Annotated in this window: 23 protein-coding genes and 1 pseudogene; 6 read left to right on the forward strand and 18 right to left on the reverse strand. The window is 61.4% G+C overall.

The window, feature by feature from the left end; translation table 11 throughout:
• Positions 1-158: 158 nt before the first annotated feature.
• Positions 159-422 carry a hypothetical protein gene (locus SOP95_RS27505; RefSeq protein ID WP_323608984.1) on the reverse strand — a complete coding sequence of 88 codons (264 nt, stop codon included), beginning with the start codon at positions 420-422 and terminating at the stop codon, positions 159-161.
• Positions 423-566: 144 nt separating this feature from the next.
• On the reverse strand, positions 567-2,120 hold the full coding sequence (locus SOP95_RS27510) for a phospholipase D family protein (RefSeq protein WP_323608985.1): 1,554 nt from the start codon (positions 2,118-2,120) through the stop codon (positions 567-569).
• Positions 2,121-2,309: 189 nt separating this feature from the next.
• On the opposite strand from SOP95_RS27510, the gene SOP95_RS27515 reads away from it, so the two are divergent.
• The 3 genes from SOP95_RS27515 to SOP95_RS27525 all read left to right on the forward strand — a co-directional run bounded on the left by SOP95_RS27515 (position 2,310) and on the right by SOP95_RS27525 (position 5,358).
• Entirely contained in the window at positions 2,310-2,744 is a 435-nt protein-coding gene (locus SOP95_RS27515; RefSeq protein ID WP_274075711.1) for a hypothetical protein, read from the forward strand.
• Positions 2,745-2,865: 121 nt separating this feature from the next.
• Positions 2,866-4,062, forward strand: a complete 1,197-nt coding sequence (locus SOP95_RS27520) for a GAF domain-containing sensor histidine kinase (RefSeq protein WP_323608986.1) — start codon at positions 2,866-2,868, stop codon at positions 4,060-4,062.
• Positions 4,063-4,134: 72 nt separating this feature from the next.
• Positions 4,135-5,358: a zinc-dependent alcohol dehydrogenase gene (locus SOP95_RS27525; protein WP_274075713.1), complete on the forward strand. Its 1,224-nt coding sequence runs from the start codon at positions 4,135-4,137 to the stop codon at positions 5,356-5,358.
• Between the two features lie 52 nt (positions 5,359-5,410).
• Here SOP95_RS27525 and SOP95_RS27530 read toward each other — a convergent pair whose 3' ends face one another.
• From SOP95_RS27530 to SOP95_RS27550, 5 genes are all read right to left on the reverse strand, one after another.
• Positions 5,411-6,577, reverse strand: a complete 1,167-nt coding sequence (locus tag SOP95_RS27530; protein ID WP_323608987.1) for a carboxylate-amine ligase — start codon at positions 6,575-6,577, stop codon at positions 5,411-5,413.
• A 10-nt stretch (positions 6,578-6,587) separates the two neighbouring features.
• Complete coding sequence (locus SOP95_RS27535; RefSeq protein WP_274075715.1) at positions 6,588-6,836, reverse strand: hypothetical protein; 249 nt, start codon at positions 6,834-6,836, stop codon at positions 6,588-6,590.
• A gap of 130 nt (positions 6,837-6,966) precedes the next feature.
• Positions 6,967-7,788 (reverse strand): DUF3618 domain-containing protein, encoded by an 822-nt coding sequence (locus tag SOP95_RS27540; protein WP_323608988.1) that lies wholly within the window; start codon positions 7,786-7,788, stop codon positions 6,967-6,969.
• Positions 7,785-8,216, reverse strand: a complete 432-nt coding sequence (locus SOP95_RS27545) for a phage holin family protein (RefSeq protein ID WP_274075717.1) — start codon at positions 8,214-8,216, stop codon at positions 7,785-7,787. Before SOP95_RS27545 ends, SOP95_RS27540 begins: the two co-directional genes overlap by 4 nt.
• On the reverse strand, positions 8,216-8,854 hold the full coding sequence (locus SOP95_RS27550; RefSeq protein WP_274075718.1) for a hypothetical protein: 639 nt from the start codon (positions 8,852-8,854) through the stop codon (positions 8,216-8,218). The genes SOP95_RS27545 and SOP95_RS27550 overlap by 1 nt, the downstream gene beginning before the upstream one ends.
• 233 nt (positions 8,855-9,087) lie before the next feature.
• On the opposite strand from SOP95_RS27550, the gene glgX reads away from it, so the two are divergent.
• On the forward strand, positions 9,088-11,262 hold the full coding sequence (gene glgX, locus SOP95_RS27555; protein ID WP_274075719.1) for a glycogen debranching protein GlgX: 2,175 nt from the start codon (positions 9,088-9,090) through the stop codon (positions 11,260-11,262).
• 743 nt (positions 11,263-12,005) lie between these two features.
• Here glgX and SOP95_RS27560 read toward each other — a convergent pair.
• A complete protein-coding gene (locus SOP95_RS27560; protein ID WP_323608989.1) occupies positions 12,006-12,962 on the reverse strand; it encodes a threonine dehydratase in 957 nt (318 codons plus the stop codon).
• A 96-nt stretch (positions 12,963-13,058) separates the two neighbouring features.
• Here SOP95_RS27560 and SOP95_RS27565 point away from each other — a divergent pair, with 96 nt between their 5' ends.
• Positions 13,059-13,877 (forward strand): helix-turn-helix transcriptional regulator, encoded by an 819-nt coding sequence (locus SOP95_RS27565; protein WP_323609015.1) that lies wholly within the window; start codon positions 13,059-13,061, stop codon positions 13,875-13,877.
• A 2-nt stretch (positions 13,878-13,879) separates the two neighbouring features.
• Here SOP95_RS27565 and SOP95_RS27570 read toward each other — a convergent pair whose 3' ends face one another.
• Entirely contained in the window at positions 13,880-14,575 is a 696-nt protein-coding gene (locus SOP95_RS27570) for a tRNA (adenine(22)-N(1))-methyltransferase (RefSeq protein ID WP_323608990.1), read from the reverse strand.
• 200 nt (positions 14,576-14,775) lie between these two features.
• On the opposite strand from SOP95_RS27570, the gene SOP95_RS27575 reads away from it, so the two are divergent.
• Positions 14,776-15,075, forward strand: a complete 300-nt coding sequence (locus SOP95_RS27575) for a hypothetical protein (protein WP_274075723.1) — start codon at positions 14,776-14,778, stop codon at positions 15,073-15,075.
• Positions 15,076-15,244: 169 nt separating this feature from the next.
• Here the strand turns inward: SOP95_RS27575 and SOP95_RS27580 are convergent, their stop codons facing one another.
• From SOP95_RS27580 to SOP95_RS32295, 9 genes and pseudogenes are all read right to left on the reverse strand, one after another.
• Positions 15,245-16,741, reverse strand: a complete 1,497-nt coding sequence (locus SOP95_RS27580; protein WP_414919259.1) for a diguanylate cyclase domain-containing protein — start codon at positions 16,739-16,741, stop codon at positions 15,245-15,247.
• A 66-nt stretch (positions 16,742-16,807) separates the two neighbouring features.
• Positions 16,808-18,427: a mechanosensitive ion channel family protein gene (locus tag SOP95_RS27585; protein WP_323608992.1), complete on the reverse strand. Its 1,620-nt coding sequence runs from the start codon at positions 18,425-18,427 to the stop codon at positions 16,808-16,810.
• An 88-nt stretch (positions 18,428-18,515) separates the two neighbouring features.
• On the reverse strand, positions 18,516-19,532 hold the full coding sequence (locus SOP95_RS27590) for a succinylglutamate desuccinylase/aspartoacylase domain-containing protein (RefSeq protein WP_323608994.1): 1,017 nt from the start codon (positions 19,530-19,532) through the stop codon (positions 18,516-18,518).
• A 15-nt stretch (positions 19,533-19,547) separates the two neighbouring features.
• Positions 19,548-20,519: a DMT family transporter gene (locus SOP95_RS27595; RefSeq protein ID WP_274075727.1), complete on the reverse strand. Its 972-nt coding sequence runs from the start codon at positions 20,517-20,519 to the stop codon at positions 19,548-19,550.
• Positions 20,519-21,217 (reverse strand): ABC transporter permease, encoded by a 699-nt coding sequence (locus SOP95_RS27600; RefSeq protein WP_323608995.1) that lies wholly within the window; start codon positions 21,215-21,217, stop codon positions 20,519-20,521. Before SOP95_RS27600 ends, SOP95_RS27595 begins: the two co-directional genes overlap by 1 nt.
• Positions 21,218-21,235: 18 nt before the next feature.
• On the reverse strand, positions 21,236-21,949 hold the full coding sequence (locus SOP95_RS27605; protein ID WP_274075729.1) for an ABC transporter permease: 714 nt from the start codon (positions 21,947-21,949) through the stop codon (positions 21,236-21,238).
• 143 nt (positions 21,950-22,092) lie between these two features.
• Positions 22,093-22,875 carry a transporter substrate-binding domain-containing protein gene (locus SOP95_RS27610; RefSeq protein ID WP_274075730.1) on the reverse strand — a complete coding sequence of 261 codons (783 nt, stop codon included), beginning with the start codon at positions 22,873-22,875 and terminating at the stop codon, positions 22,093-22,095.
• A 26-nt stretch (positions 22,876-22,901) separates the two neighbouring features.
• A complete protein-coding gene (locus SOP95_RS32290) occupies positions 22,902-23,663 on the reverse strand; it encodes an ABC transporter ATP-binding protein (protein WP_414919258.1) in 762 nt (253 codons plus the stop codon).
• Between the two features lie 132 nt (positions 23,664-23,795).
• A pseudogene (locus tag SOP95_RS32295) lies at positions 23,796-24,512 on the reverse strand (aminotransferase class I/II-fold pyridoxal phosphate-dependent enzyme); the annotation flags it as partial.
• Positions 24,513-24,517: the final 5 nt, after the last annotated feature.

Raw genomic sequence — 24,517 nt, forward strand, 5'->3', positions numbered from 1 at the left:
ACGGCCACCATCGCATCGCCAGCAAGCCGGCTCCTACAGAGGTGTGTCACTCCACAAATTCAACATGGACCCGCAAATCCTGTAGGAGCTGGCTTGCCGGCGATGGCGGCATCACGGCCAACATCGCATCGCCAGCAAGCCATCAGTCCAACTTATTATTAATATTTAACGTCCCGGGCCGTGTCGCGGGTGTCCTGTTTGGTGTCGCGCTTGTCCTGGCGACAATCGGCACGGCTCTTTTCATCACCCTCTTTGCATTCTTCCTTGGTTTCCCTTGAGGCTTCGCGCCCTTCCTGCTTGGTGTCACGCGATTCCTGCCGTTGGTCAGCCTGGTCGGTCGCGTAGGCCGGCAACGACACGCCGTATACGCCAGCCGCGAGGGCCAGTGACGCCAGTACAGCCATGTAAAACCTGCGAATCATGAGCTTTCTCCTGTTCAAGAGTACTCAATCACTGGTTTTTCCCGGTCATTGACCGGGAACACACTTTCCAAAAAGATCCTCTGGAGTGGGAGCTTTAACGATAGTCGATACAGGCAACCCCACAAGCTCGGGGGCCTATACGGTCTAGAGCATTTTCTCCAGGCCGATCTTGTCGCTGAGCCAGGCCTTGAAGCTGCGCCATTTGCTACCGGGCTCCTCGCGCAAGACACGCAGGCGTCCGTCGTCCTCAGCAATCCAGACCACTTCGCCGTTTTCCAGGCGGGCCTGGTAACTCACCGCTGGCGCCATGCCCTCAAGCGCCAGCTTGCGCACGTAGCCGGCCAGTTCAGGGCTGTCGACCAGCACCCCGACTTCAGTGTTCCACAGCACTGAGCGCGGATCGAAATTGAAGGAGCCGATGAACACCTTCTGCTGGTCGAGGATCATGGCCTTGGTGTGCAGGCTGGAGTCCGAGCCACCACTGAGGCCAAAGGAAGAAGAACCACCGCTGGGGTCGTCCGGTTGGCGCCGCAGCTCGTAGAGCTTCACCCCATGTTCGAGCAGGCGCTTGCGATAAGGCGCATAGCCGCCATGCACCGCCGGCACATCGGTGGCTTCCAGTGAGTTGGTCAACAGGCGCACATCGACCCCGGCATCGGCACGCCCGAGGAGGTAACGCATGCCGGATTGTTGTGGGACGAAGTATGCCGAGATCAGGATCAGCTCTTTATTGACTCTATCGAGCTCAGGCCGCAGTTGCGTGGTCATCAACAGCGCACGGGCCGGTTCGTCGTCGGCCAGGACTTTGCTCGGGGCGTCCCACATCGCCGTGGCATTGGCCCAGATCAGCTCCTGACGCCAAATCGCCAGTTGCGGTTGAGTGCGGTAGGTCATGAGGTGGTCGTACAGGGCCTGGTTTTCGATACGCGTGCTCTGCAGTGATTGTTCCAGGCGTAGGCGGCTCTCCTGCAAGTCTTGAGCTGTCGGCTTGACGATCAGGAAGTCACTGATCGACCGGCTCAGGGCGCTGTTCCAGTATTGGTCGAAGCTGTGGCCCAGTTGATCGGCGACCGGGCCGAGGCACAACAGGTCCATGTCAGTGAAGTTGAGATCGGGCTTGGCGTCGAAATATTCATCCCCCAAGTTGCGGCCGCCGACGATCGCCGCGCTGTTGTCGGCCAGCCACAGCTTGTTGTGCATGCGCCGGTGCTGCTGCGACAGATTGAGCAGGCGGCCCATGGTGCGGGTCACCAGGGTGCTGCGACCCAGATGCAAAGGGTTGAAGACACGGATATGGATGTTCGGGTGCACGGCCAATGTAGCGATGACTTCTTCCTGGCCGTCGCTGGCGGTGTCATCGAGCAATACGCGAATCCGCACGCCGCGATCGGCCGCCAGCAGCAGTTCCCACACCAGCGCCCGGGTGCTCAGGCCGTTGTGCACGATGTAGTACTGCACATCGAGGCTTTTCTGCGCATTGCGGATCAACTCGGCACGCGCCCGGAACGCTTCACTGCTGTTTGGCAGCAGGCGAAAACCCGACCGTCCCTCATGCTGGGCGGCCGCGGCCTGGATCGAACGCCCGAATGCCGATTCGCTGGCGGGTATGGCCTTACTGAACTCGTGGGGCAAGCGCGTTGGGGTGGCGCAGCCGGCGAGCAGCAGGGTGAGCAACAGCGCGGGGACGAACAAAGACATGGACAAGGGGCTCGTCCTCAACCTCGAAGGGATGGGTTTTGACTTATTTCAGTAAAGCCCCGTTCAAGCGCGGTATTGCGATATTTTGCGATAGTTCCCGGCAGTGCCGGTTTTTTTTTCATGAAGGCTATTGGCTTCCATGGATGAGCTACCATAGCTAAACCGTTTTTTTTCTTTCGGGAGAAGATTATGCATCGATTGGTTAAACCGTCGGATTATGTTCTTCAGACTGCAATGGACAAAATGGTGTACATCCTGCCTTGGGAACGCCGACATTGCCCCGGAAATCCTACGGATGAGCCCGAGCAAGGCGCCCTGCTCTATAACCAATACATCCTGAACTTCCTTCATGGCCTGGAACCTCGAACGCCAGGTGAACGAATCATTGAAATTGCGCAATGGTGCCTGGCGTTAGCCGGAGAGCCTGCCAGGGCCCTGGCCGATGATTTGTCTGCGGCCTACCTCAGTCGGTACAGCTTTGTGCTGGCTGATATCTCAAGATACGATGATGAATCGAGAGAACTTCGCGGGCACCTGGCGCTCTGGCCTGACGAAATAAAAAAGATGCCAGCCAATCTGGTGATGGCTTTGCGAGCCCGGGCTGCAGGCCTTTTGTTGGGCTGACGCCCGGGATAACCAGAAATTGGGGCAGGCCAGCAAATAGACAGCTGCTGGCGCTCCCCAAGTGGTCAGGGCGTGAGATTAGGGATAGTCTCTGAGCGACATTATTTCGAACAGCCGAGCCATGACCCGCGCAGAGTTTTCGCCAGACGTTGAAGCCATCCGCACCATCGATGCCGTTCCAGTCATCCTGAGCATGGTCAAGCATCTCACCGGGATGCGCTTCGCCGCGGTAGCGAGAGTCACCGAAAGAAGCTGGGTGGCATGCGCCGTCGATGATTCAATCGATTTCGGCCTCAAGCCCGGTGGCGAGTTGGTCGTCGAGTCAACCATCTGCCACGAGATTCGCCAGCACCGGCAGCCCGTCATCTTCGGCCACGCCAGTGCGCACCCGGTTTTCTCGTTGCACCACACCCCCAGGACCTATGCGTTGGAGAGCTATATCTCCATTCCCATCATCAGGGCCAATGGCGAATTTTTCGGCACCCTGTGTGCCATCGACTCCGTGCCGGCGAATCTCGATGAGCCCGCGATCGCCAAGTCACTCACCCTCTTCGCCGAACTGATCGCGATGAGTCTCGACGCCCAAAGCCATCTGCAGGCGACGCAAACCGCACTGGTCAATGCCCATGAACACGCAAGGCTGCACGAGCAGTTCGTCGCCGTCCTCGGCCATGACCTTCGCACGCCCCTGAGCGCGATCCGGATGAGCGCTGATCTGCTGGAAACCAGGGCAACGGAAAAACGCTCACTGAACCTGATTGCAGCGATCCGCAATAGCTCGACTCGAATGGGTGCACTGATCGAGAACGTGCTGGATTTTGCCCGGGGAAGGATGGGTGGCGGGATTCCGGTCAAGCGCCAACTGGTCGATGACCTGGGTCGCACGCTCAAACTGACGCTGGACGAAGTACAGGCCTCTCACCCCGAAGCGAAATTGACCCACGACCTGGATGTTCCGACCGGCGTCTATTGCGACGCGCTGCGCATCAGCCAGTTGCTTTCAAATCTCCTGGGCAATGCAGTGACCCATGGCTCGACAGCGGAACCTATCCGCGTGCAGGCCCATGCCGAGGGGAATGAGATGGTCATATCGGTGAGCAATCAGGGTGCCCCGATTCCACCGACGTTGATGCCATTGCTGTTTGAACCCTTTACCCGGTCAGAAGCTGGCCAGCGCGGCGAAGGCCTGGGCCTGGGACTTTACATCGCTGCCCAGATCGCCACCGCGCACAAAGGTAGCTTGAGCGTTACCTCGACGCTGGAAGCAGGCACCTGTTTCGTCGCAAGATTCCCGGCTGACTTCAAATGGCTCAGTTGAATTTTTCTGAACTAACCTCCGTCTGCGCTCCTCTCCCGCTTACCATCAAACCCATGAGAGGGGCAGGACGTCATGAGAGCACTCACCTATCACGGCGCGCATAGCGTCAAAGTCGACACCGTCCCCGATCCGGTTATCGAGGACAGCGACGACATCATCCTTCGCGTCACCGCCACGGCAATCTGTGGTTCGGACCTGCATCTGTATCGCGGGAAGATCCCGACCGTCGAGCATGGCGATATCTTCGGTCATGAGTTCATGGGCATCGTTGAAGAAACGGGCTCGGCCGTCACTGCCGTGCAACCCGGCGACCGAGTGGTGATCCCCTTCGTTATCGCTTGCGGCAGCTGCTTTTTCTGCCAGATGGACCTGTTCGCCGCCTGTGAAAAGACCAACACGGGGCGTGGCGCGATCCTCAACAAGAAAGCCATTCCATCGGGTGCCGCGCTGTTTGGGTTCAGCCACATGTATGGCGGCATCCCTGGCGGCCAGGCGGAATACGTGCGTGTGCCCAAAGCCAACACCGGGCCGTTCAAAGTCCCGGGCACCCTGTCCGACGAGAAGGTGCTGTTCCTTTCGGACATCTTGCCTACCGCCTTCCAGGCCGTGACCAACACCGGCATCGGCAACGGCTCGAGCATCGCCATCTATGGCGCAGGTCCGGTCGGCCTGTTGAGTGCAGCCTGCGCCAGAATGCTCGGTGCCGAACAGATTTTCATGGTCGATCACCACCCTTACCGCCTGGCTTACGCGCAGAAGACCTATGGCGTGATACCGATCAACTTCGATGAAGATGCCGACCCCGCCGACACCATCGTGCGCCAGACCAAAGGCATGCGCGGCGTGGATGGCGTGGTCGATGCGGTGGGTTTCGAAGCCAAGGGCAGCACCACCGAGACCGTGCTCGCCACGCTAAAGCTCGAAGGCAGCAGCGGCAAGGCATTGCGTCAGTGCATTGCAGCGGTACGACGTGGCGGGGTGGTGAGCGTGCCGGGTGTGTACTCCGGGTTCATCCATGGCTTCCTGTTTGGCGATGCCTTCGATAAAGGGCTGACCTTCAGGATGGGCCAGACCCATGTGCAGCGTTATCTGCCGGAGCTTCTCGAACACATAGAGATGGGGCGCCTTAGCCCTGAGGTCATTATCAGCCATCGACTGTCGCTGGAGCAGGCCGCCGAGGGCTACAGGATGTTCGACAAGAAGGAAGACGATTGCAGGAAGGTCATCCTGACACCGGACGATAACCGGATTGCGTTGCCCGAGAGCGACGACACCGCCGCAGTTCTGGCGACCTGATAATGCTCCCCGAAAAAGAGGACGAGATTTTCGTCCTCTTTCCAACTGTTGCTCAGGTTTCACACACCGCGGGTTGCAGGTCATCGCTTTTGCATGGCTCTTGCGACGTTTCCAACAGCAGCTGATCCACGACTTCAGCCAGGGCGGCATGAACATCCCCAGTGCTGCGCAGGGCTCGTTGGTAAAGGTCTCGCTGCCGGTCTGCACTGGTGCCGTTGCGCAGAATTAGCCGGGCCTGGGCGAAGACGTTTTCCACACGCAGCTTGCGCGCCGTATCGCCAAGGATCTGCTGCGCCAGAAAAAGCCACTGCTCGGCCGAGAAGGTTCGATCGTACCCCTCAACAATGAATGACGCCTGTGTTCCATGGCGTTTCGCGCGCCAACGATTTTCCTTGAGGATCAAGCGGGACGTTTGCGAATAGGCCAACCCTGGTCGAGGTTGATCAATCGCATAGGCAACCAGCAATCGAAACAATGAGGCAATGCACAAGGCATCTTCCAGCCGTGGGCAGGCATCCGTCATGCGCAATTCCAGGGTCGGATAGCGGCAAGCGGGCCGTAATCCCCACCAGCATTCGCTGGCCTGGGTGATGGTGCCGGTACGTATCAGCAAGGCGACGTAGGCGTCATAGGCAGGCGTATCCTCGAAGAACTCCGGAATGCCCATCCTCGGCCACTCGTCACAGGCTGTTTGCCGGTAGCTCATGAAGCCGCTGTCGGCACCGTCCCAAAAGGGCGAGGAGCTGCTCAGTGCGAGCAAAAGCGGCGTCCATGGCAAGACTTCGTTCATGACCTGTATACGATCAAGGTGACTCGGAATTTCAACGTGTACATGCAGACCGCAAAGCAGACTACGCCTAGCGACCCGTTGATAGTCTGCAAACAGTTGAAGAAAGTGATGTTGCTCAGTGGGCTGTTGCACGCGCCAATCAGCCAGAGGATGACTCCCTGCACAGAGCAGTCCCAGGTCATAAGACTCGAGCGAACGCCGCAGGCTTTTGCGAGCAGCCACAAGGTAGTCCCCTGCTTCATCCATGCAGGTGAAGATCGGCGAAGCCACTTCGATCTGGCCCTGGAACATCTCATAGGCGAAACAAGCCCCCATCGCCGCCTCGCACGCTTCAATCGAAGCCTTGGGTGGCTTATCGGTCATGCGCCGGGTGTCCAGATCGGTGATGAAGTATTCCTCTTCAATGCCGAACCTCAGCTGTCTGTCCATGGATGGGCCCTCAGTGATAGTCCTCTCCCGCTACGGCGCGCAGAAACGCCTCGTCCGCCTTTATTCGCAAATCGCGCCACTCTTGCCAACTGACAATGCGCTGGCGATCCATCTCATCCGATTGGCGCAGCAGTTCTTCGTGATAGGCATCTGGAGATTCCATGCGCAGCGCGATGTCATCGAGTGCTCGATGCCAGGCGTCCAGTGCACACAATCTTCGTTCCTGGGACGGCGTCAGCTGGTTCTTGAAGGCGTTCATGGCAGTGCAATCCCGGAGTCATTTTCTGAATGGATCAACAGGGTTCGAGCCAGGTTCACGAGGGCCGACCAGAGGTGCCTGCTGCAAAAAGGGAGGCCGGCATTCGACCTCCCGCTTCGCACGCGACGCCTTACGACGTCCCCAGTCCACGGGACAGATCGGCCGGTTGACTGGCTACTGAGTGGCCATTCCCTTGCGGCTTCTCCACTTCCGCGTTTTCCGTGGTTTTAGTCACTGTATCGCGGACCGCTTCGTAGCCCTCCCGCGCCTGCTGCTTGACCTTGTCGGCCAGCCCGGCGCTGGTCTTGCCCATGTAGCGCTGCTCGGTGGCCGTCGAGGGTAACGCCGCCCCCAGCATGGCTCCCAAGGCGATGCCCGCGGCGGCAACCATCAGCGGCTGTTCCTTGAGCAACTGGCTGACTTGATTGCTCATCACCTGCGTACTGCGCACCAGGCGGTCGCTGGCGTCATGCATGGCATGGCTGATGTTTTCGCCGGCAGCGCCCAGGTTGTCGCCCAGGTGCGCCGCTTTGTCTTTCACACTCTGGTAGCCCTCCTTCAAGGTGTCCGCCGTCTCGTGCAAGTGCTCGCGCGCACTGTCGATGCCCTCGCCCAGGCCTTCGGTCCACTCCCCGACCTTGTTCCGTGTGGGGGCTACGGGATAAGCCGGACGAGGAGTCGGCGGACGGTTCTGGCTCATCATCAGCCATAACAGACCCACCGACGTCACTACCGCCGGAACGGGATTGTTGCGAACGCTGGTGCCCAGGTTGCTGAGGAACGTCGTGCCGTTGCTCTGCATGAACGACAACGCCTGGTCGAAAAACTGTCCCGGGGTGAATTTGCTTTCCAGCGCGTCGACGATGTTGCCGATGCTGGCACGCTGGGCATCGATTTCCCGCTCGATGGTCTCGGGGCTTTTTTGCGACTCGATGTCGAATTCAGTGGTCATGAGACTTTCCTCCGCAGCGCTTCCTGGTCTTTGTTCAAGGCGTCCAGCGTGCGATCAGGCTTGAAGTGGGACGGCTCGAACTGTTTTTTTCCGGACTGCAGCATGGCGAACCCCACGATCATCACCACGACACCAACGATGAGCGCAGCCAACCACGGCGCCATGAACATGCTCAAGGCGTAGACAGCGGACATCAGCAGGATGATGAACCCCGCCAGCAGCACGATCGCACCACCGGCGACACCGGCAATGCCGGCCTTCAGCGTCGTGAGGCTCTCCTGCAGCTCGGCCTTGGCCAACGCCAGTTCCTTGGTGAACAGCGCCGGCACTTCGCGAGTCAGCTGACGCAGCAGGCCGACGACCGAAGCGTCAGGCTCCGGGGTGGGCACCGGTCTGACGCCCGGCAAATCTTGATCTTCTCTGTTCATCACAGCGCTCCTTTATAGGGTGTGGAAGCGGGTGTCGAATTCGTTGCGAAGTCTGATGGATGATCCTGTGCATTCGGCGAGGCCGGCGTGATGCCGGTTGCCAGGCCAGGATTTTCATCAGTACGTGATGGAACGGAGGTTTCGTAGGGGCGTTGCGCGCCGAATCCACCTGACGGCGGCATTGAATGCCCTGCTGCCGGGTCGCCAGCATCGCTGAGCGTCGCCGCCGGCGCGGCCCCGGCCTTGAGAAAACGCGACAGGCCAAAGCCCAGCGCAATGCTGCCGGCAATGAACAATGCCGGGTTGTTGCGCGCCAGTTCGGCGCCGTCATGCAGCAGCTGTTCCGCACTTTTCCCGCGCAGATTGCCCGCCAGCCCGCTCATGGACTCCGCCATGTCCGCGAGGTAGTCGGACATGCCCAGCCTGTCCTTGTCCTGCAGTTCTGAAACGAAGGATTTTGCCCCTTCGGCCAGTGCCTCTATCTGGTCTGCTGCCGTGTCACGGTATTGGCCAAACTGTTCATCCGCCTGCTGCCTTGCTCCGCCAAGCGCCTCCGTTACGTTTTCCTTGAGGTGTTGAAAGTCTGGGGAGTCGGGTTTGTCTGCCTGGCTCCCGGTCGTGCTGTCTGCAGTATTCATGTCGTCCCTCGCCTTCTGATTGAAGAAAAAGCGTTAGCAGGGTTCGCCACGAATCAGCCGCAGCCCCCCTACTGCTGATGACGGAGCGACGTCATGGGGAGTTCCAACAGAATGATGAGTGAGACGTACATCTCGATCGGGCAGCAAATTTCCTGAACTGTTGCGCGCCGCAGGCTTCTATCGGTAGACCGCGTTGGTCATCCATCCCAGAACCTACTCCGGAGCGCTTGATCATGACGGATCAACCACAGAGCGACAGTGCATCAAGCCAAGAACGTCCCGCCAGCCGTGTCAGCGAGGGGCTGCCCTATCCGTTGGGCGCAACGTGGGACGGCTCGGGCGTCAACTTCGCGATTTTTTCCGCGAATGCCACGAAGGTCGAACTGTGTCTGTTCGACGCCGACGGCCAGGCAGAAATCGAGCGCATCGCCCTGCCGGAATTCACCAACGAGATCTGGCACGGCTACCTGCCCGACGCCCGGCCTGGAACGCTGTATGGCTATCGGGTGCATGGCCCCTACGATCCGGCCAACGGGCATCGTTTCAACCCCAACAAATTGCTGATCGACCCCTACGCCAAGCAGATCTCGGGTGAACTGCAATGGGACGATGCGCTGTTTGGCTACACCGTCGGCCATGCAGACGGCGACCTGTCATTCGATGAACGCGACAGCGCACCTTTCATGCCCCGCTGCAGGGTCATCGACCCGGCCTTCACCTGGGGCAATAGCGCAAAACCCAACGTGCCTTGGGAAAATACGGTTTTCTACGAAACCCACGTGCGCGGCTTCAGCAAACGTCATCCTTCGGTGCCAGAGCCTGATCGTGGCACCTTCGCCGCTTTCCACCAGAACGACGTGGTGGAATATATCCGCTCACTCGGCGTGACCTCCGTGGAACTGATGCCCGTGCATTACTTCCTCGATGACAACCACCTGCTGGAAAAAGGCCTGCGCAATTACTGGGGCTACAACACCCTTGGCTTCTTTGCACCCCATGCGCGCTACATGGCGGGTCAGTCGATCGGCGAGTTCAAGATCATGGTCTCGCGCTTTCACAAGGCCGGGCTGGAGGTCATCCTCGATGTGGTCTACAACCACACGGCCGAAGGCAACGAGATGGGGCCGACCCTGTCGCTCAAAGGCATCGACAACGCCAGCTACTATCGACTGATGCCCGACGATGCGCGCTACTACATCAACGACACCGGTACGGGTAACACACTCAACATGAGCCACCCTTGCGTATTGCAGATGGTGACTGACTCCTTGAGATACTGGAGCTCAGAGATGGGCGTGGACGGTTTCAGGTTCGATCTGGCGACCATCCTCGGTCGCGAGCCTGAAGGCTTCAGTGAGGGCGGTGGCTTTCTCGACGCCTGTCGCCAGGATCCGGTCCTGGCCAAGGTCAAGCTGGTCGCCGAACCTTGGGACTGTGGCCCTGGCGGTTATCAGGTGGGCAACTTCCCACCGGGGTGGATGGAGTGGAACGACAAGTTCCGGGACGTCTCCCGTGCCTTCTGGAAAGGCGACGATGACATGCTGGGCGACTTCGCCAAGATCTTTCTCGGCTCGGGCGAGCAGTTCAATCGGCGTGGTCGCAAGCCGGCTTCATCGGTCAATTTCATCACCGCCCATGACGGCTTTACCCTCAATGACCTGGTCTCCTACAACGAAAAGCACAACGAGGCCAACGGAGAAGACAACCGCGATGGGCACTCCGATAACAGGTCGTGGAACTGCGGGGTCGAGGGGCCGACCGAGGACCCTGAGATCATCGAACTGCGCTATCGGCAGATGCGCAACCTGCTCGCCACGTTGTTCCTTGCACAGGGTACGCCCATGCTCCTGGCGGGTGACGAGTTTGCACGGACCCAGGGCGGCAGCAACAATGCCTACTGCCAGGACAGCGAGATCGGCTGGATAGACTGGAATGTGAGTGAACAAAGCAGCGAGCTGCAAGAGTTTGTCCGCTACCTCATCGAGCTGCGCAACCGCCACCCATTGCTGCGGCGAAATCGTTTCTTCACCGGCGAATACGACGAAAGCCTGGGCGTCAAGGACGTCAGCTGGCTGCAGCCGGGTGGCGAGGAAATGGGTGTGGAACAGTGGCATGACGGCAGTAACCGCTGCATGGGAATCCTGCTCGATGGACGTACCCAGACCAGCGGCATTCGCCGCGAAGGCGTGGATAAATCGCTGCTGATCATCGTCAACGCCCATCACGACGTGGTGAATTTCACCCTGCCGGAAGTGCCACAGGGCCAACAGTGGATTTTGCAGCTGGACACCAACCAGGCGCAGCTCGACCCTGGGGAATCGTTTTCGTTTGGCGATGAGTATCAGGTAACGGGCCGCTCGATGCTGATGTTCGAGCTGAAGAAACCTTCGACGAAAAAACGCAAGTAGGACGCCTCAGACAGGGGATGTGCCAGGCACGGCATTTGTGTACAACGCCGATCAACTGTAGGAGCTGGCTTGCCAGCGAAGGCGCCGGGGCAGTCGACATCGATGTTGAATGTCAGACCGCTTTCGCTGGCAAGCCAGCTCCTACAGGGGATCTTCGTCAGACCCGAGATCTCCGCCAAGCACGGAATTTGTGAACGACGCCGACCAATTGTGGGAGCCGGCCTGCCGGCGATGGCAGTAGGACGCCCCAGACAGGGGATGTGCCAGGCACGGCATTTGTGTACAACACCGATCAACTGTAGGAGTTGGCTTGCCAGCGAAGGCGCCGGGTCAGTCGACATCGATATTGGATGTCAGACCGCTTTCGCTGGCAAGCCAGCTCCTACAGTGCATCCGGTACAGCCGCGAGCAATTGCTTGGCTGTGAGGTCGCCATCGCCGGCAGGCCAGCTCCCACAGGGAATTTTTGCCAGGCACGGAATTTGAGTACGACCCGATCAACTGTAGGAGCTGGCTTGCCAGCGAAGGCGCCGGGTCAGTCGACATCGATGTTGGATGTCAGACCGCTTTCGCTGGCAAGCCAGCTCCTACAGGGGATCTTCGTCAGACCCGAGATCTTCGCCAAGCACGGAATTGGTGAACGACGCCGACCAATTGTGGGAGCCGGCCTGCCGGCGATGGCAGTAGGACGCCCCAGACAGGGGATGTGCCAGGCATGGCATTTGTGTACGACGCCAATTGCCGTCACCCAATCACTCGCGCATACACTGATCTGTCGATGTTCCCCCCGGACAGAATCACACCCACCCTTTTGCCCCCCATCGTTTCACGCTCCTGTATAAGCGCTGCCAGGGCCGCCGCGCCTGCTCCTTCGGCGAGATTGTGGGTATCGGTGTAATACACGCGCATGGCCTCGGCAATCTGCGCGTCTGTGACCGACACGATCCGCGCCGCACCTCGCGCGTAGACGGCAAAGGCTTCAGCAATGGGCTTGCGCACGGCCAGGCCGTCGGCAAAGGTATCGGCTGACGCGGTTTCGCATATTGCACCCGCTTCAAAGGAAAGTTTCGCGGCCGCCGCTTCGCTGGAGACCACACCCACCACCTCGGTTTTCAGGCCCAGCGCATCGCGGGCGGCGATGACCGCGCAGATGCCCGAGCCACAGCCAATCGGCACGTAGACGGTATCCAGGTCCGGCGCGGCCTTGAACAGCTCAAGCGCATAGGTGGCCACGCCTTTGACCAGCTCGGTGTGGAACGGCGGCACCAGGTAGAGGCCATGGGCGCTCGCCAGGCGGGCGGCCTCTTCCCGGGCCTCATCGAAATCGCGGCCATACTCGACCACTTCACCGCCAAAGCCGCGCATGGCATTGTTCTTCTCCAGCGAGTTTCCCTGCGGCACGACAATCAGCGAGCGCAAACCCAGTGCGGTCGCCGCCAGTGCCAGGCTCTGGCCATGGTTGCCGCGGGTAGCGGTGACAATGCCCTGCGCCTCGGGATGGGTGCGCTTTAGCCAGTGCATGAAAGTAATGCCGCCTCGCACCTTGAAGGCACCGGTAGGCGTGTGGTTTTCGTGCTTGACCCACACCGTGCAACCCAACCGCTCGGCCAGCAAGGGCCAGGCGTACTGCGCGGTGGCAGGCATTACCTGGTAGACCAGGCCGGCAGCTTGTTCGATATCATCGCGAGTCAGTCTGTACATGAGGCGTCTCCCTGAGGTGTTGCCCAGTGTAGACACGGGCGCCACTGGCCGGCTTTCAGAAAACCGACCTGACTTTTGCGGCCTCTTTTCTCTACTATGGTGTTCATGAACCGTCACAACCGCCAGCAACCGCCCTTCCCGTCTGAACCGGTGCGCCGCATCGAGGCCGGGCCCTGGGCGATCGAATTGCTACCCGGCAGCGCCTACGCGACCCGCTATGTAGCGACCCAGTCGGCAATTGGCTTTGCTTTCGACAGCCAGCGCGGCCGACACGCCATCGGCAGCGATCGGGTGCAGCCCTTCGTGGCCATGCCCAACGGCCTGGCGTTTGTCCCCGAAGGGTGTGATGTGTTGTCCGAATCGCCCACGGGCGGTGAGTACCTGCGGGTGCTGCGCACCGACGGTTTGGCGCTTCCGGGGGATCGTGCCTTTAATAACCGCATCGATCCACAGGCTACCGCCCTCGCCTTGCGGATGCGCCGCGCGCTGTTACAGCCCAGAGTGGCAGACGATTGGGAAGCCTGGGCCCTCGCATTGGCTGAACGGGCCCAGGGTAACGAAGCGCTATCGGCACCGCTGCAGGGCTCGATAACCGCCAGCCGCATGCGCTTGCTCGATGAATTCATCGACGCCGGCCTCGGCGGTCCGCTGGGTGTACAGGCGATGGCGCAGTTGCTCGGATTGTCCGAAGGCTATTTCATGCGGGCCTTCAAGACCGCGACGGGTAGAAGCCCCCACAGTTACCTGATCGACCGCCGCCTCGCCAAGGCGCGGACCCTGATGCGCGACTCGACCGCGCGGCTGGCGGAGATCGCCCACGCCTGCGGTTTCAACTCCCAGGCGCACATGACGACCGCTTTCAAGCAGCGCCTTGGCGTGAGTCCGGCGCAGTTGCGTGAAAGCACGCGGTACTAGGCTCAAGCCAGCCGCTCGGTGATCCACCGGGCCTGCCGTGCAATCTCCTGCACCTTGTCCTCAGGCACCGCCTGCCGCGCCCGGCCGAAATGGCTCAGGGTCTTTTGCTTCACGCGCAGCATTCGCTGCCACTTGACCAGGAACGCCGGGCTGCGGGCCTGTATCTGCAGCGGGCCGAAGTACAGCTCCTCGGCGCTATACACCACCGGTCCGGTACGCTCGGCGACGATGATTTCGTAGTCGAAGCGATTTTCCCGCAGCACTTCCTCGCAGAGGATGCGATAGCCATTGTCCATCAGCCATTGCCGCAGGGGCTGTTCGCCGCCATTGGGTTGCAGGATCAGGCGTTCCTGGCCGCTCAGGTGTGCTTTGCCGCTGTCGAGGATGTCGCGGATCGTCTCGCCACCCATGCCGCACAGGGTGATCGCCGTGATCCCGTCTCCCGGCTCGATCGCGGCCAAGCCATTGGCCAGGCGTACGGTGATCCGTTGCGCCTGGCCACTCTCGCGCACGGTGCGTTCGGCCGCGTGGAACGGCGTCAACGCCACCTCGCCGGCCACCGCCGCCGCGATGGCGCCACGGCGCAGCAACGCCACCGGCAGGTAGCCGTGATCCGAGCCGATATCGGCCAGGCGCGCCCCGACGGGCACATGCGCCGCCACGCGCTCCAGGCGCATGGACAATGTCTGTTCGTTCAACTGCAGCCCCTTTTTCACCGCGAACGTCCGGCACCTTTGGCCGAAACGGAGGCGATTCTGGCGGGTAATGCCGTGCATTTCAAATCCATGCGACAAGGGCGCCATGACTGTTGATCGGCCGCACGCCCGCCGGGGCCCCGGCCGTCTAGACTGATCAGGCACACCACAGGTTTACAGCCGCCTGATCCAGGGGAAACGGGATGACCGCAATCACCGCGAGCCAATGCATGTCATGGGTCCTGCCCTCCCTTATCGCCATCAACCTGGTGCTGACGGCGGGATGTTCAGGCAAGTCCTCCACGGCCCGCTACTCGGCCTCGAACATGGGCTCAAGCTGCTATGCCAAGGCACTGCCCACTGCCGGCGAGGGTGGTCTCGCCTGGGGCAACACCTTGAGCATCGCGCGGCAGAAATCCTTGAATAACTGCATCCGTTATGCCGGCCGGTCGGGTGGCACACCCCGTACCTGCCAGGTGGTGTTGTCGGAGTGCAGGCATTGATCTGGCGGCGTTCGCTCCTGTAGGAGCGAGCTTGCTCGCGAAAAACGTCTGGACAACGCAGTCATTCAGACAGTTCGCGTCATCGTTGACGACCATTGCTGGCAAGCCAGCTCCTACAGCTTGACCGGGGTGCCCCCGTGGGAGGCCGCCTTCGCTGGCAAGCCAGCTCTTACAGGGCCCTGGTCACGGCAATGCCCTTTCGTCCCAGTTGCTTGACCCCATACATCGCCTGGTCAGCCGCCTTGAGCAAGGTGTCGAGCGTCTGCCCATGCAACGGACACAGGGCAATGCCGATACTGCACGAGAGTGAAATCTCCCCCGCACTGGTAACGATTGACTGACCAATCGCCTCGAACATCTTCGAAGCCTTGACCTCGGCCATATCCGGATCGGCCAGGTCGGTGACCAGCACCACGAACTCATCGCCGCCATAGCGGGCAACCGTGTCCCCCGTACGCGTGGCCCCCAGCATGCGACTGGCCAGCGCGCGCAAGACCTGATCGCCGACCTCATGGCCATACCGATCATTGATGTCCTTGAAATGATCCAGATCGATCAACAGCACCGCAAACGGCACCCGGTCGCCCTTCCAGCGGGACAGCGCCTGCTCGAAGCGTTCGGCAAACAGGTAGCGGTTGGGCAGATCGGTGAGCACATCATGGGTGGCCAGGTAAGCCGAGCGCTGGTGCTCGGCGTCTGCCCGCTCGAGCGCCTTGAAATGCCGGATCAGCAGCAGCGGGATCAGCACGAACGCCGCACCCAGTATCGCCAGGAGTGCCAAGGCTTGCCCGGTCAGGACGTCGGCCAGGCGCAACTGACGCTCGAACAGCAACGTCATCGGCTGCGAGGCACTGTGAATCTCCACCCGTTCTTCAAGCAGGGGCAGGAAAAAACCATCGATCAATCCGGCATCCGAGGTCCCCGTGGCGAAGACATGGCTTTCCGTGCCGGCGGCGGTCTGCAGCACCGCGCGAATGTGCACCCGCGAGTCGACGTTGGCATGAATCACAGCATCCAGCAGCGAGCCGGTCCTGATCAACAGCAAGGCGACCATGGTGCTGCCGAAGAAATTCGGTCGGGAGCTTTCGCGCACTCGTTCAGGCCGGTTGACCGATTGCATCAGAATGAACGCATCGCCGCCCTCGTACATGGAGAACACCGGCGAGACCACCGGCTTGGGATTGTTGTAGGTGCGGGCCAGCGCATGGGACAGATAACCGACGGTTTCCAGCCTGACGCCGTAGATCGCATTGGCCTCCGACAGCACCGGGTACATGAACAGCACCGGCCAGGTCTCGCGCAGAAAGGCCTGGTGCCGGGCGGGTTGCCGAGTCAGGGTGGGAAAATCCTTGAGGGTGAAGTCCGGTCGCCAGGTGCGGCGCAGCAGCGCTTCGAAAGCTGCCTGCTCGGCCACCGGCACCGCGCGTGCCGCTTCGAGCATGTACAGATGCGGGTACGCCGACATCACCGCGGCGGCATAACGCGCCGCCGCTTCGGTGTCGCTTTGGTCGACCGCCTGGAGAAAAGCGGAAAACCCGGCCAGTACCGCTTCGTTGGTGTCGAGCTGATTGCGCACGATGCCGGAAATGTTCTGCACGTATTCGGAAAAACGCGTTTCCCGCCGTTGCGTCTCGGACTTGAGCAACAACAGCGCAGACATGCCCATCAGGCCTACGGCCAGGAGAATGAAACCGGCGAAAGCACGGTGGCGTCTGGTCACTCGCGGCCCACCTCAGCGCTGCCCTTCTTTCTGCGCCGGGGCGGCATACCACTGGTCCCTGGGCACCCGCTTCTCAAAGTCCGGGTCGCCCAGATAGTGCGGCGACATGATCTGCACCTCGTACTCATTGAACACATCCTGGATATTGGCGTGCAACATGCTCAACAACACCGCGCGCGGGCGTGGCTGGCTGGGGATGGCCTGGGCCACGAGGCGGTATTCGGGATAGAAATCCGACAGGGCCGTCTGGAACACCTGCGCCGGTGGATCAGTGAGGACGCCGGGGGTGCGCCGGGCCGCTTCCAGCAGCATCGCTTCGACCTGGCGCCACGGCGTGTCGTAGCCGATGGTCACCACAGTGTCGACCACGTAACCCGGGCCTTGCACGGTGCGCGAATAGTTCTTGGTGACGGTGGCGGTGATCATTGAATTGGGCAGCGTCAGCACCTCCCCCAGGCCGGTACGAATGCGCGTGGTGAACATGCCCAGTTCAGTCACCGTGCCTTCGTATTCGCCAATGCGCACGAACTCGCCGGGGCGCAAGGTGCGGGTGTAGGTCAGGATCAAACCGGCCGCCGCCTGCCCGACCACACTGGTAGCGCCCAGGGAAATCATCAGGCCGATCAGCACCGACAGCCCCTTGAACGCATCGGTGCCAGCGCCCGGCAGGTAGGGATAGGCCATCGCCAGGGCGAACAGCCAGATGGCCAGCGACGTCAGCCGTTGGGTCGGTTGCAAGGTTTCCTGGTTCAACCAGCTGAAGGTGCCGGGCGTGGCCATGCGCCGCAGGATCCGTCGGGCAAAGGCCGTGGTGCCCCGGGCAATGAAGAAGATTGCCAGGGCCACGCCCAGTCCCGGTATGGCGCCGACGATACCCTCGAACAAGTAACCTGCGACTTCCAGCAGGTAGTTGTTGAGGCTTTCACCCCAGGGCCGGGTGTAAGGAAACCGCGACAGGACAAAACCCAGCCATTCGTAGGTCAGCAGCAGCACGACCAGCCAGCGCAGTAACCCCAGCAAGCGGCTGACTAGCGGATACAGGTAGTTCGCATCGATCACCTGCACCCGCCCTACTTTCAGGGCCTGGGTGTGTCGGTGCATCAGGTCCGGCAGTTTCTTCAGCAAGCGGCGGCGCAGGTAGGCCATGCCCCAGAGCAAGGCGACATAAATACCGGTGGCAATCGCTGCGCCCGCCAGTGACCGGAAAATCAGATGCAGGCTGCGGGCTTCCCCGGTTTCCGCCACCACCTGGCGCAGTTTGTCGGCGGCACTTTCTGCCGCCTGCCTGACCGATTCGAACTCGCTGGCATCGACATCCTTTGGGGACACGATAAAGGCGCGCTTGGCACCCAGCAGCACCAGGTAGCTGTCCTGGATGGCATCGAGGGTGACCCGCAGGTCGTCCTCGTCATCCAGTGCTTCGTTGATCGCTGTCCTGGCCCGCTTGACCCGGGTCTGCGGCGTTTCACCCAGCAGCGCGCCGCGAAACACCATGATGCTTCGATTGGCGATCTTCAGTTCCGCTGGCGTAGGTGCAGGATCCAGCGGTTTCGCCGCATCCTCGGCCCACAGCAGTATCGACCAACACATCGCGAACATGACGATCAATGGGGTGAGGAGCCTGCTCCGCATGCATCGGTTTCCTTACGTCACAGGTTCTGGACAAAGGGTACGTATCGCAGCGTAGTCCAGCGATGAGCGGTTGTCAGATAGGCGCCACTCAGTTGGGGTCGAGTAACCCACCGCTCCAGTTGCGCGACGGGCGGCTGCCGGTGAACTTCGCCACCCCCATGCCCTGGGCGATCAGGCGATCGCGATAGCGTGTGACCAGGCGCCCGGTCTGCTCGGCATACAGCACCACCTCGGAGGACGGATCGCCGGGGCGGCGCAGGATGCGTGCGAAGCGCTGACCTTGCTCGACCCGATCGCCCAGCTCCTTCTCGAAGATCAGCACCCCAGGCTGCGGCGCAAGAACGGTCTCCATGTGGCCCATCTCCACCGCCTCGACCGGCCAGTCGGCGGGCGCCACCGTATCCTCGATGACCCCCTGGCCACAGAGCCAGGCGTAAAGCCCCTGGGCATCCTGTGCGGCGAAACGGTCGCTGACGTCGCCCTGCCCGCGCAGCTCCAGGGTCGCGGCCATGCGTTGCGCGGTCGTGCCCTCGCGCAGCCACGGGGCAATGATGGTTTCCTCGAAGGAGCCGTCGTCGCCGTCATCCCAGATGATCGCCACGTCCATGCGCAGCGCCGCCGCCAGTTCACGGCCACGGGGCCAGAAACTGCGGTGCACATAAAGGTAGGGCAGCGCCTCGTCGTCGGTGTGCAGGTCCAGCACCACATCCGCCGGCGCCGCCAGTTGCACCAGTTTCTGTTGCCACACCTGGACAGCGGTCGAAGGTCGCTGCATCGCGGCCGACTGATCGAAACCCCGGTTGAAGTTATGCCCGGTTGCATCGTGATAGCGCCCAAGAATCCGCCCCTGGCGAAACTGGCCGATGCCCAGCGGGTTGGCCTGTGGCACCACCGTCACACTGCCCTTGAGCCGGCCTTGCGACTCAGCCGCTTCAAGGCGTTGCATCAACAGATGCAGCACCAGCATGCCGGCGATTTCATCGGCATGCACCCCGGCCTGCAAGTGCACCTTCGGTCCACCTTCGGAACCCTCGAAGCGCCAGACTCCGACCTGCACCGGATCGCCATTGTTGTTGCGAACGCTGAACGAAATATCCTGTGCCATCCGTTTGTCCTCCTGTCATTGATCCGCGACACCCGTCCGGCCGCCATCGGGCTTGATCTCGTCCGCTTCGGGATAAAGGGGTTGCGACACGGAACATTCGGCGCCGACGACGTCCTGCGACGGGTGCCGACCGAAAATCATCGCCAGGGTGCCGCTGACTGCGATCAACCCGGCGCCGATCATCAACGACACATCCATCAGCGTGCCCCAGATCAGGCTCGACAGCAGGAAGGCCCAGATCAGCCCGGTGTACTCGAACGGCGCCAGCACGGTCGCGGTGGCGCGCTGGAAACTGGCGAACAGCAGGAACTGGCCGATGCCGCCCATCAGGCCGGCGCCGAGCATGCCCAGCCAGGCTGGAACCGGTGCCGGGGTGTGGGTCCAGGGCAACGCCAGCGCCATGCAAATCACAAACACCACATTGGTGATCAGCATCTGCTCCAGCACCGAGGTCTGCTCATCGACCTGGCGCAACTGGATATAGGTGAACGCCCAGCACATCGCCGCCAGCAGCGTCAGGACAATGGGCAGCGGATCGGCCATGTTGCTCGGGCGACAGGCGATCACCACCCCGATAAACCCGATGATCAGGGTGAACCACTGCCAGCCGTTGACCCGTTCCTTGAGAATCGCCGTCGCCAGCACCGTGACCATGATTGGCGCCGAGAAATACAGGGTGGTCATCTCCGCCAGGGTCAGGTCGCGGGCCGCCGTGTAGTACAGCAGCCAGGCCGCGATCGACAGTAGGCCGCGCACCACCAGCAGCCGCCGGCTGGACGAGCGCCAGGCACGCCGCACCAGTTGCAGGCGCCCGATCAGCAAACAGGCGAGCACCACCACCAGGGCGCGCCAGAACAGGATGGTGAACACCGAATAATCGGCCACCAGCCACTTGATGCCGGCGTCCTGCAAGGACAGGAACGCGTAGCCCAGGGTGCACAGGCCAATGCCTTGCAAGGAGCGGTCAACCATTGGCGTGCTTTTCATCAGGCGGACCTGCGAACCGGGGTGCCACGGCGCTCGAAGAAGGCGAACAGCGCCTCGATCAGGAACGTCAGGCACACGTAGACACCGGCCACCAGCAGCAACGGCTCATACACTTGCAGGGTTTGCGCGCGCACCACGTTGGCCGCGCCCAACAGATCGATCACGGCAATGGTCGAGGCCAGGGCCGTGGATTTGAGCAGCATCACGGTTTCCCCGGCCAGCGTCGGCAACAGCAGGCGCAGTGCCCGGGGCAAGCGCACCCGCAACAGGGTCTGGCGCGGGGTCATGCCAAACGCCGAAGCCGCTTCCATTTCGCCTTTGGGCACCGCCAGCAGGCCACCGCGGATCACTTCGCCGACATAGGCCCCCACCGACACCACCAGGGCGAACACGATGTACCAATAGCCGTCACGCAGGTACGGCCAGAGGAAACTGCCGCGAATCAGCGGGAACTGCGCAAACAGGCTGCCCAGGCCGTAGTAGAAAATGTAGATCTGGATCAGCAAGGGGGTGCCGCGGGTCACGCTGGTGTAGAACAGGCTGAGCTTGGCGATGACCTTGTTCTTCGAGATCCGCGCCAGCGCCACCAGCACCGCCAGGACAAAACCGAACACACTGGAAATCACCAGGATCAAAAGGGTCGTCTGCAGCCCTCGGACCAGCAGCGACGCGTATTCAACTATCCACGCTGGAATCATTTCATTCTCTCTGCCGATTTAGTCAGCAAGAGGCATCCAGCGACGAATGCGTCGCTCGAGCCGTCCCGACAGGTAGTTGGACGCCAGCGTCACCGCGTAGTACAGCGCCGCGGCCGTGAGGTAGAACAACAGGTAATGACGCGTCGAACCCGCCCCTTGCCGGGCGGTGTACAACAGCTCGTTGGTGCCGACCACGCTGATCAGGGCGCTGTCCTTGATCAGGTTGATCCACAGGTTGGCCATCCCCGCCATCGCGTAGGGCGCCATGATCGGCAGCGTGACGCGCCGAAACAGGCCGAAACCGTGCAGGCCGAAGGCTTTCGCCGCTTCGATCTGGCCGAAGGGAATGGCCTGGATCGCCGCCCGGAAAATCTCCGACGCGTAGGCGCCCTGTACCAGGCCCAGCACCACGATCGCCGCCAGCGGCCCGCTGACATTCACCGCGTCGTAACCCAGGGTTGCCATCAGCGAGTTGAGCAGCATGGAGCCGACGTAGTACAGCAACAGGATCAGCAACAGCTCCGGCACCGCGCGGAACAAGGTCGTGTAGCCGCGAGCCAGCGCTGCAACGGGTCTTGGTCCGCCCAACTTGAGACAGGCCACCACCAGGCCGATGGCCAGCCCGACCACGAAGGCCCCGGCGGAGATCTGCAGGGTCATCCACAGGCCCTTGAGCAGCGCCGTGCCCCATCCCTGCTCGCTGAAACTGATCAAATCGAACATTGCTGGCATTTGAGTCTCCAGTGGCGCACGCGATCCCTTGTGGGAGCGAGCCTGCTCGCGATAGCGGTGGTTCAGTCAACATCGATGTCGACTGTAATGCCCTCATCGCCAGCAGGCTGGCTCCCACAGGGTCTGTGTACAGATCCGGCAAATCAGAACGCCGGCTTCACGCTCGTGCCGAAGTAGCTCTGGGACAGATCGTCATAGTCCTTGCTCGCCAGCAGCTCCTGGATGGCCTTGTCGAGTTTGGCCTTGAGCTCGGTGTCATCCTTGCGCAGGCCGGCACCCACGCCCTTGCCGAAGATCGGGTCGTACGGCACGGCGCCGAGGTAGGCCAGGTCCTTGGCGTCGGGGGTCTTGACGAAGGCGGCCATGGCGGTGCCGTCGGCCATCATCAGGTCGAGGCGCCCGGCGATCAGGTCGGCGTTGGCCGAGTCCTGGGTGTCGTAGTACTTCACGTCGGCGATTTTTTCGTAGTAGGTCTTCAGGTAGCTGGCGCTGACCGTGGAGTTCTGCACGCCGATGGTCTTGCCCTTGAGGTCGTCCGGGTACTTCTTCACCGAAGCGTCCTTGGGACCGACCACGGCGATGACCGAGTCGTAGTACGCCTTGCTGAAGGCGATCTGTTTTTCCCGCTCCTGGGTCACCGACATCGAGGAAAAGATCACGTCGATCTTCTTCGCCAGCAGCGACGGAATGATCCCGTCCCACGCCACTTCCTTGATCTCGCACTCGGCTTTCATTTCGCTGCACAGCTTGTGGATCAGGTCCACTTCAAAGCCCTTCCACTCGCCGTTGGCCTGTTTCTCGGTGTACGGCGGATAGGGTTCGGCGGCGACCGCGAAGCGGATCGGCTGGGCTTGTGCCGAACTCATGGCGGCCAGCAGCAAACAGCCGGCGCCGGTCAACCAGTGTGCAAAACGTCGATTTCCCATGGTGTTTTCCCGTCTTTTTATTGGTGTTAGCGAGTTTGATGAGCGTTGACGAATTGCCGGCAACGCTCGCTGCGTGGGTGTACGAACACTTCGTCCGGCGAACCGGTTTCCTCGATCAACCCTTGATGCAGAAAGGCGACTTTGGACGAGACATCGCGGGCAAAGGCCATTTCATGGGTTACCAGGATCATGGTCCGACCTTCTTCGGCGAGAGAGCGGATCACCCGCAGCACTTCCCCGACCAGTTCCGGGTCGAGTGCCGAGGTGGGTTCATCGAACAGCATGACCTTGGGCCGCATGGCCAGGGCCCGGGCGATGGCCACCCGTTGTTGCTGTCCCCCGGAGAGAAACGCCGGATATTCGTTGCGCTTGGCCGCAAGGCCCACCCGATCGAGCAAGGCTTCGGCACGTTCGGTGGCCTCCGCCTTGCTCTCACGAAGGACCTGGGTCGGCGCTTCGATGAGGTTTTCCAGCACCGTGCGATGGGGCCAGAGGTTGAAGTTCTGGAATACCATGCCCAGGCTCGAGCGGATGCGCACCAGCTGTTTGGCGTCAGCCACCAGCGGTGCGCCGGGGCGGGTGTGGTTCAGGTGAATGCTTTCGCCGTCCACCAGGATGCGCCCCTGGTCCGGCACTTCGAGCATGTTGATGCAGCGCAGCAACGTGCTTTTGCCCGAGCCGCTGGCGCCGATCAGCGAGATCACCTCGCCTTCGCGGGCCGTCAGGGACACGCCCTTGAGCACCTCGATGTTGCCAAAACGTTTGTGCAGGCGGTCGACTTCGATCATGGTTCGCGCAGTGACCGGCTCCCTGACCGGTTCGCTCGACACGCGGCTGATCACAGGCTTGGGTGCTGGCGCTTGCAACGCCTGGACAAAATCGCGGATACGCTGGGAGGCCTTGGCCAATACCAGGGACTCGGCATGCGCGACCAGGGCGGGATCAGCGACGATCCAGGCCATGGCCCAATCGGCCATCGGGTGGGATTTCGCCAGGCTGCCGATCACCACGCAACGCTCGGCCATGCCCGGCGCTGCCGCGAGACTCAGATGCGGGTGCTGCAGCGTCAGGTCGTCATGGACCTCGTCGATCACCACCCACAGGTCATGGGCGATGGCGAGTCCGGCGATGGCTTGCAAGGCTTCAGGGTTGCGCTTCGGGCCGGACAGGAAAATCGCCCGGGTCCGCGGGGTAATCGCCTTGGCCAGCGCTGTGGCTTCCGCCGAGATCGCCACCTGCACCAGCTTGACGCCGCAGGCCTTGAGCGACGCCTCACAGGTCAGGACCATCGGATCGAGGACAATCACCTCGTCACCTGCGGCCAGCAGGCACATCGACGTGACAAACAAGGCGTTCTGCGCCCCGTCCAGCGTGATCACGCTCGCGGTCTTCGGCTCTCGATTGAGCTGCTTGCCGTAGTGGTCGGCAAGCGCTTCGCGCAAGGCAAGTCGGTCGGTAGATTCGCTGTTGTGTGTGTCACCTTCAGCAGGCACATCAAGAGCGGCATCGGTGATGAAATCCGCGGTGCCAACACCGGGCGTCCGCTCAACAAAGGGTGAAAACCGCATGCCAGTGCCTCGTTCAATATGAAGAAACGCAAGCCCGCAACCAGCCGGGAGAGAAGGTGGAACGAACATAGTCC

Source organism: Pseudomonas sp. YuFO8 (assembly GCF_035065025.1).
GTDB classification, from domain to species: Bacteria; Pseudomonadota; Gammaproteobacteria; order Pseudomonadales; family Pseudomonadaceae; genus Aquipseudomonas; species Aquipseudomonas putida_AE.

Bases quoted from the DNA above. Each gene is read 5' to 3' on its own strand.
- SOP95_RS27505 (WP_323608984.1), bottom strand. From the start codon at position 422: ATGATTCGCAGGTTTTACATGGCTGTACTGGCGTCACTGGCCCTCGCG.
- SOP95_RS27535 (WP_274075715.1), bottom strand. From the start codon at position 6,836: ATGAACGCCTTCAAGAACCAGCTGACGCCGTCCCAGGAACGAAGATTG.
- SOP95_RS27575 (WP_274075723.1), top strand. From the start codon at position 14,776: ATGACCGCAATCACCGCGAGCCAATGCATGTCATGGGTCCTGCCCTCC.
- SOP95_RS27525 (WP_274075713.1), top strand. From the start codon at position 4,135: ATGAGAGCACTCACCTATCACGGCGCGCATAGCGTCAAAGTCGACACC.
- SOP95_RS27540 (WP_323608988.1), bottom strand. From the start codon at position 7,788: ATGACCACTGAATTCGACATCGAGTCGCAAAAAAGCCCCGAGACCATC.
- SOP95_RS27565 (WP_323609015.1), top strand. From the start codon at position 13,059: ATGGTGTTCATGAACCGTCACAACCGCCAGCAACCGCCCTTCCCGTCT.
- SOP95_RS27530 (WP_323608987.1), bottom strand. From the start codon at position 6,577: ATGGACAGACAGCTGAGGTTCGGCATTGAAGAGGAATACTTCATCACC.
- SOP95_RS27595 (WP_274075727.1), bottom strand. From the start codon at position 20,519: ATGAAAAGCACGCCAATGGTTGACCGCTCCTTGCAAGGCATTGGCCTG.
- SOP95_RS27510 (WP_323608985.1), bottom strand. From the start codon at position 2,120: ATGTCTTTGTTCGTCCCCGCGCTGTTGCTCACCCTGCTGCTCGCCGGC.
- SOP95_RS27560 (WP_323608989.1), bottom strand. From the start codon at position 12,962: ATGTACAGACTGACTCGCGATGATATCGAACAAGCTGCCGGCCTGGTC.
- SOP95_RS32290 (WP_414919258.1), bottom strand. From the start codon at position 23,663: ATGATCGAAGTCGACCGCCTGCACAAACGTTTTGGCAACATCGAGGTG.
- SOP95_RS27610 (WP_274075730.1), bottom strand. From the start codon at position 22,875: ATGGGAAATCGACGTTTTGCACACTGGTTGACCGGCGCCGGCTGTTTG.
- SOP95_RS27585 (WP_323608992.1), bottom strand. From the start codon at position 18,427: ATGCGGAGCAGGCTCCTCACCCCATTGATCGTCATGTTCGCGATGTGT.
- SOP95_RS27580 (WP_414919259.1), bottom strand. From the start codon at position 16,741: ATGGGCATGTCTGCGCTGTTGTTGCTCAAGTCCGAGACGCAACGGCGG.
- SOP95_RS27515 (WP_274075711.1), top strand. From the start codon at position 2,310: ATGCATCGATTGGTTAAACCGTCGGATTATGTTCTTCAGACTGCAATG.
- SOP95_RS27550 (WP_274075718.1), bottom strand. From the start codon at position 8,854: ATGAATACTGCAGACAGCACGACCGGGAGCCAGGCAGACAAACCCGAC.
- SOP95_RS27605 (WP_274075729.1), bottom strand. From the start codon at position 21,949: ATGCCAGCAATGTTCGATTTGATCAGTTTCAGCGAGCAGGGATGGGGC.
- glgX (WP_274075719.1), top strand. From the start codon at position 9,088: ATGACGGATCAACCACAGAGCGACAGTGCATCAAGCCAAGAACGTCCC.
- SOP95_RS27545 (WP_274075717.1), bottom strand. From the start codon at position 8,216: ATGAACAGAGAAGATCAAGATTTGCCGGGCGTCAGACCGGTGCCCACC.
- SOP95_RS27600 (WP_323608995.1), bottom strand. From the start codon at position 21,217: ATGATTCCAGCGTGGATAGTTGAATACGCGTCGCTGCTGGTCCGAGGG.
- SOP95_RS27520 (WP_323608986.1), top strand. From the start codon at position 2,866: ATGACCCGCGCAGAGTTTTCGCCAGACGTTGAAGCCATCCGCACCATC.
- SOP95_RS27590 (WP_323608994.1), bottom strand. From the start codon at position 19,532: ATGGCACAGGATATTTCGTTCAGCGTTCGCAACAACAATGGCGATCCG.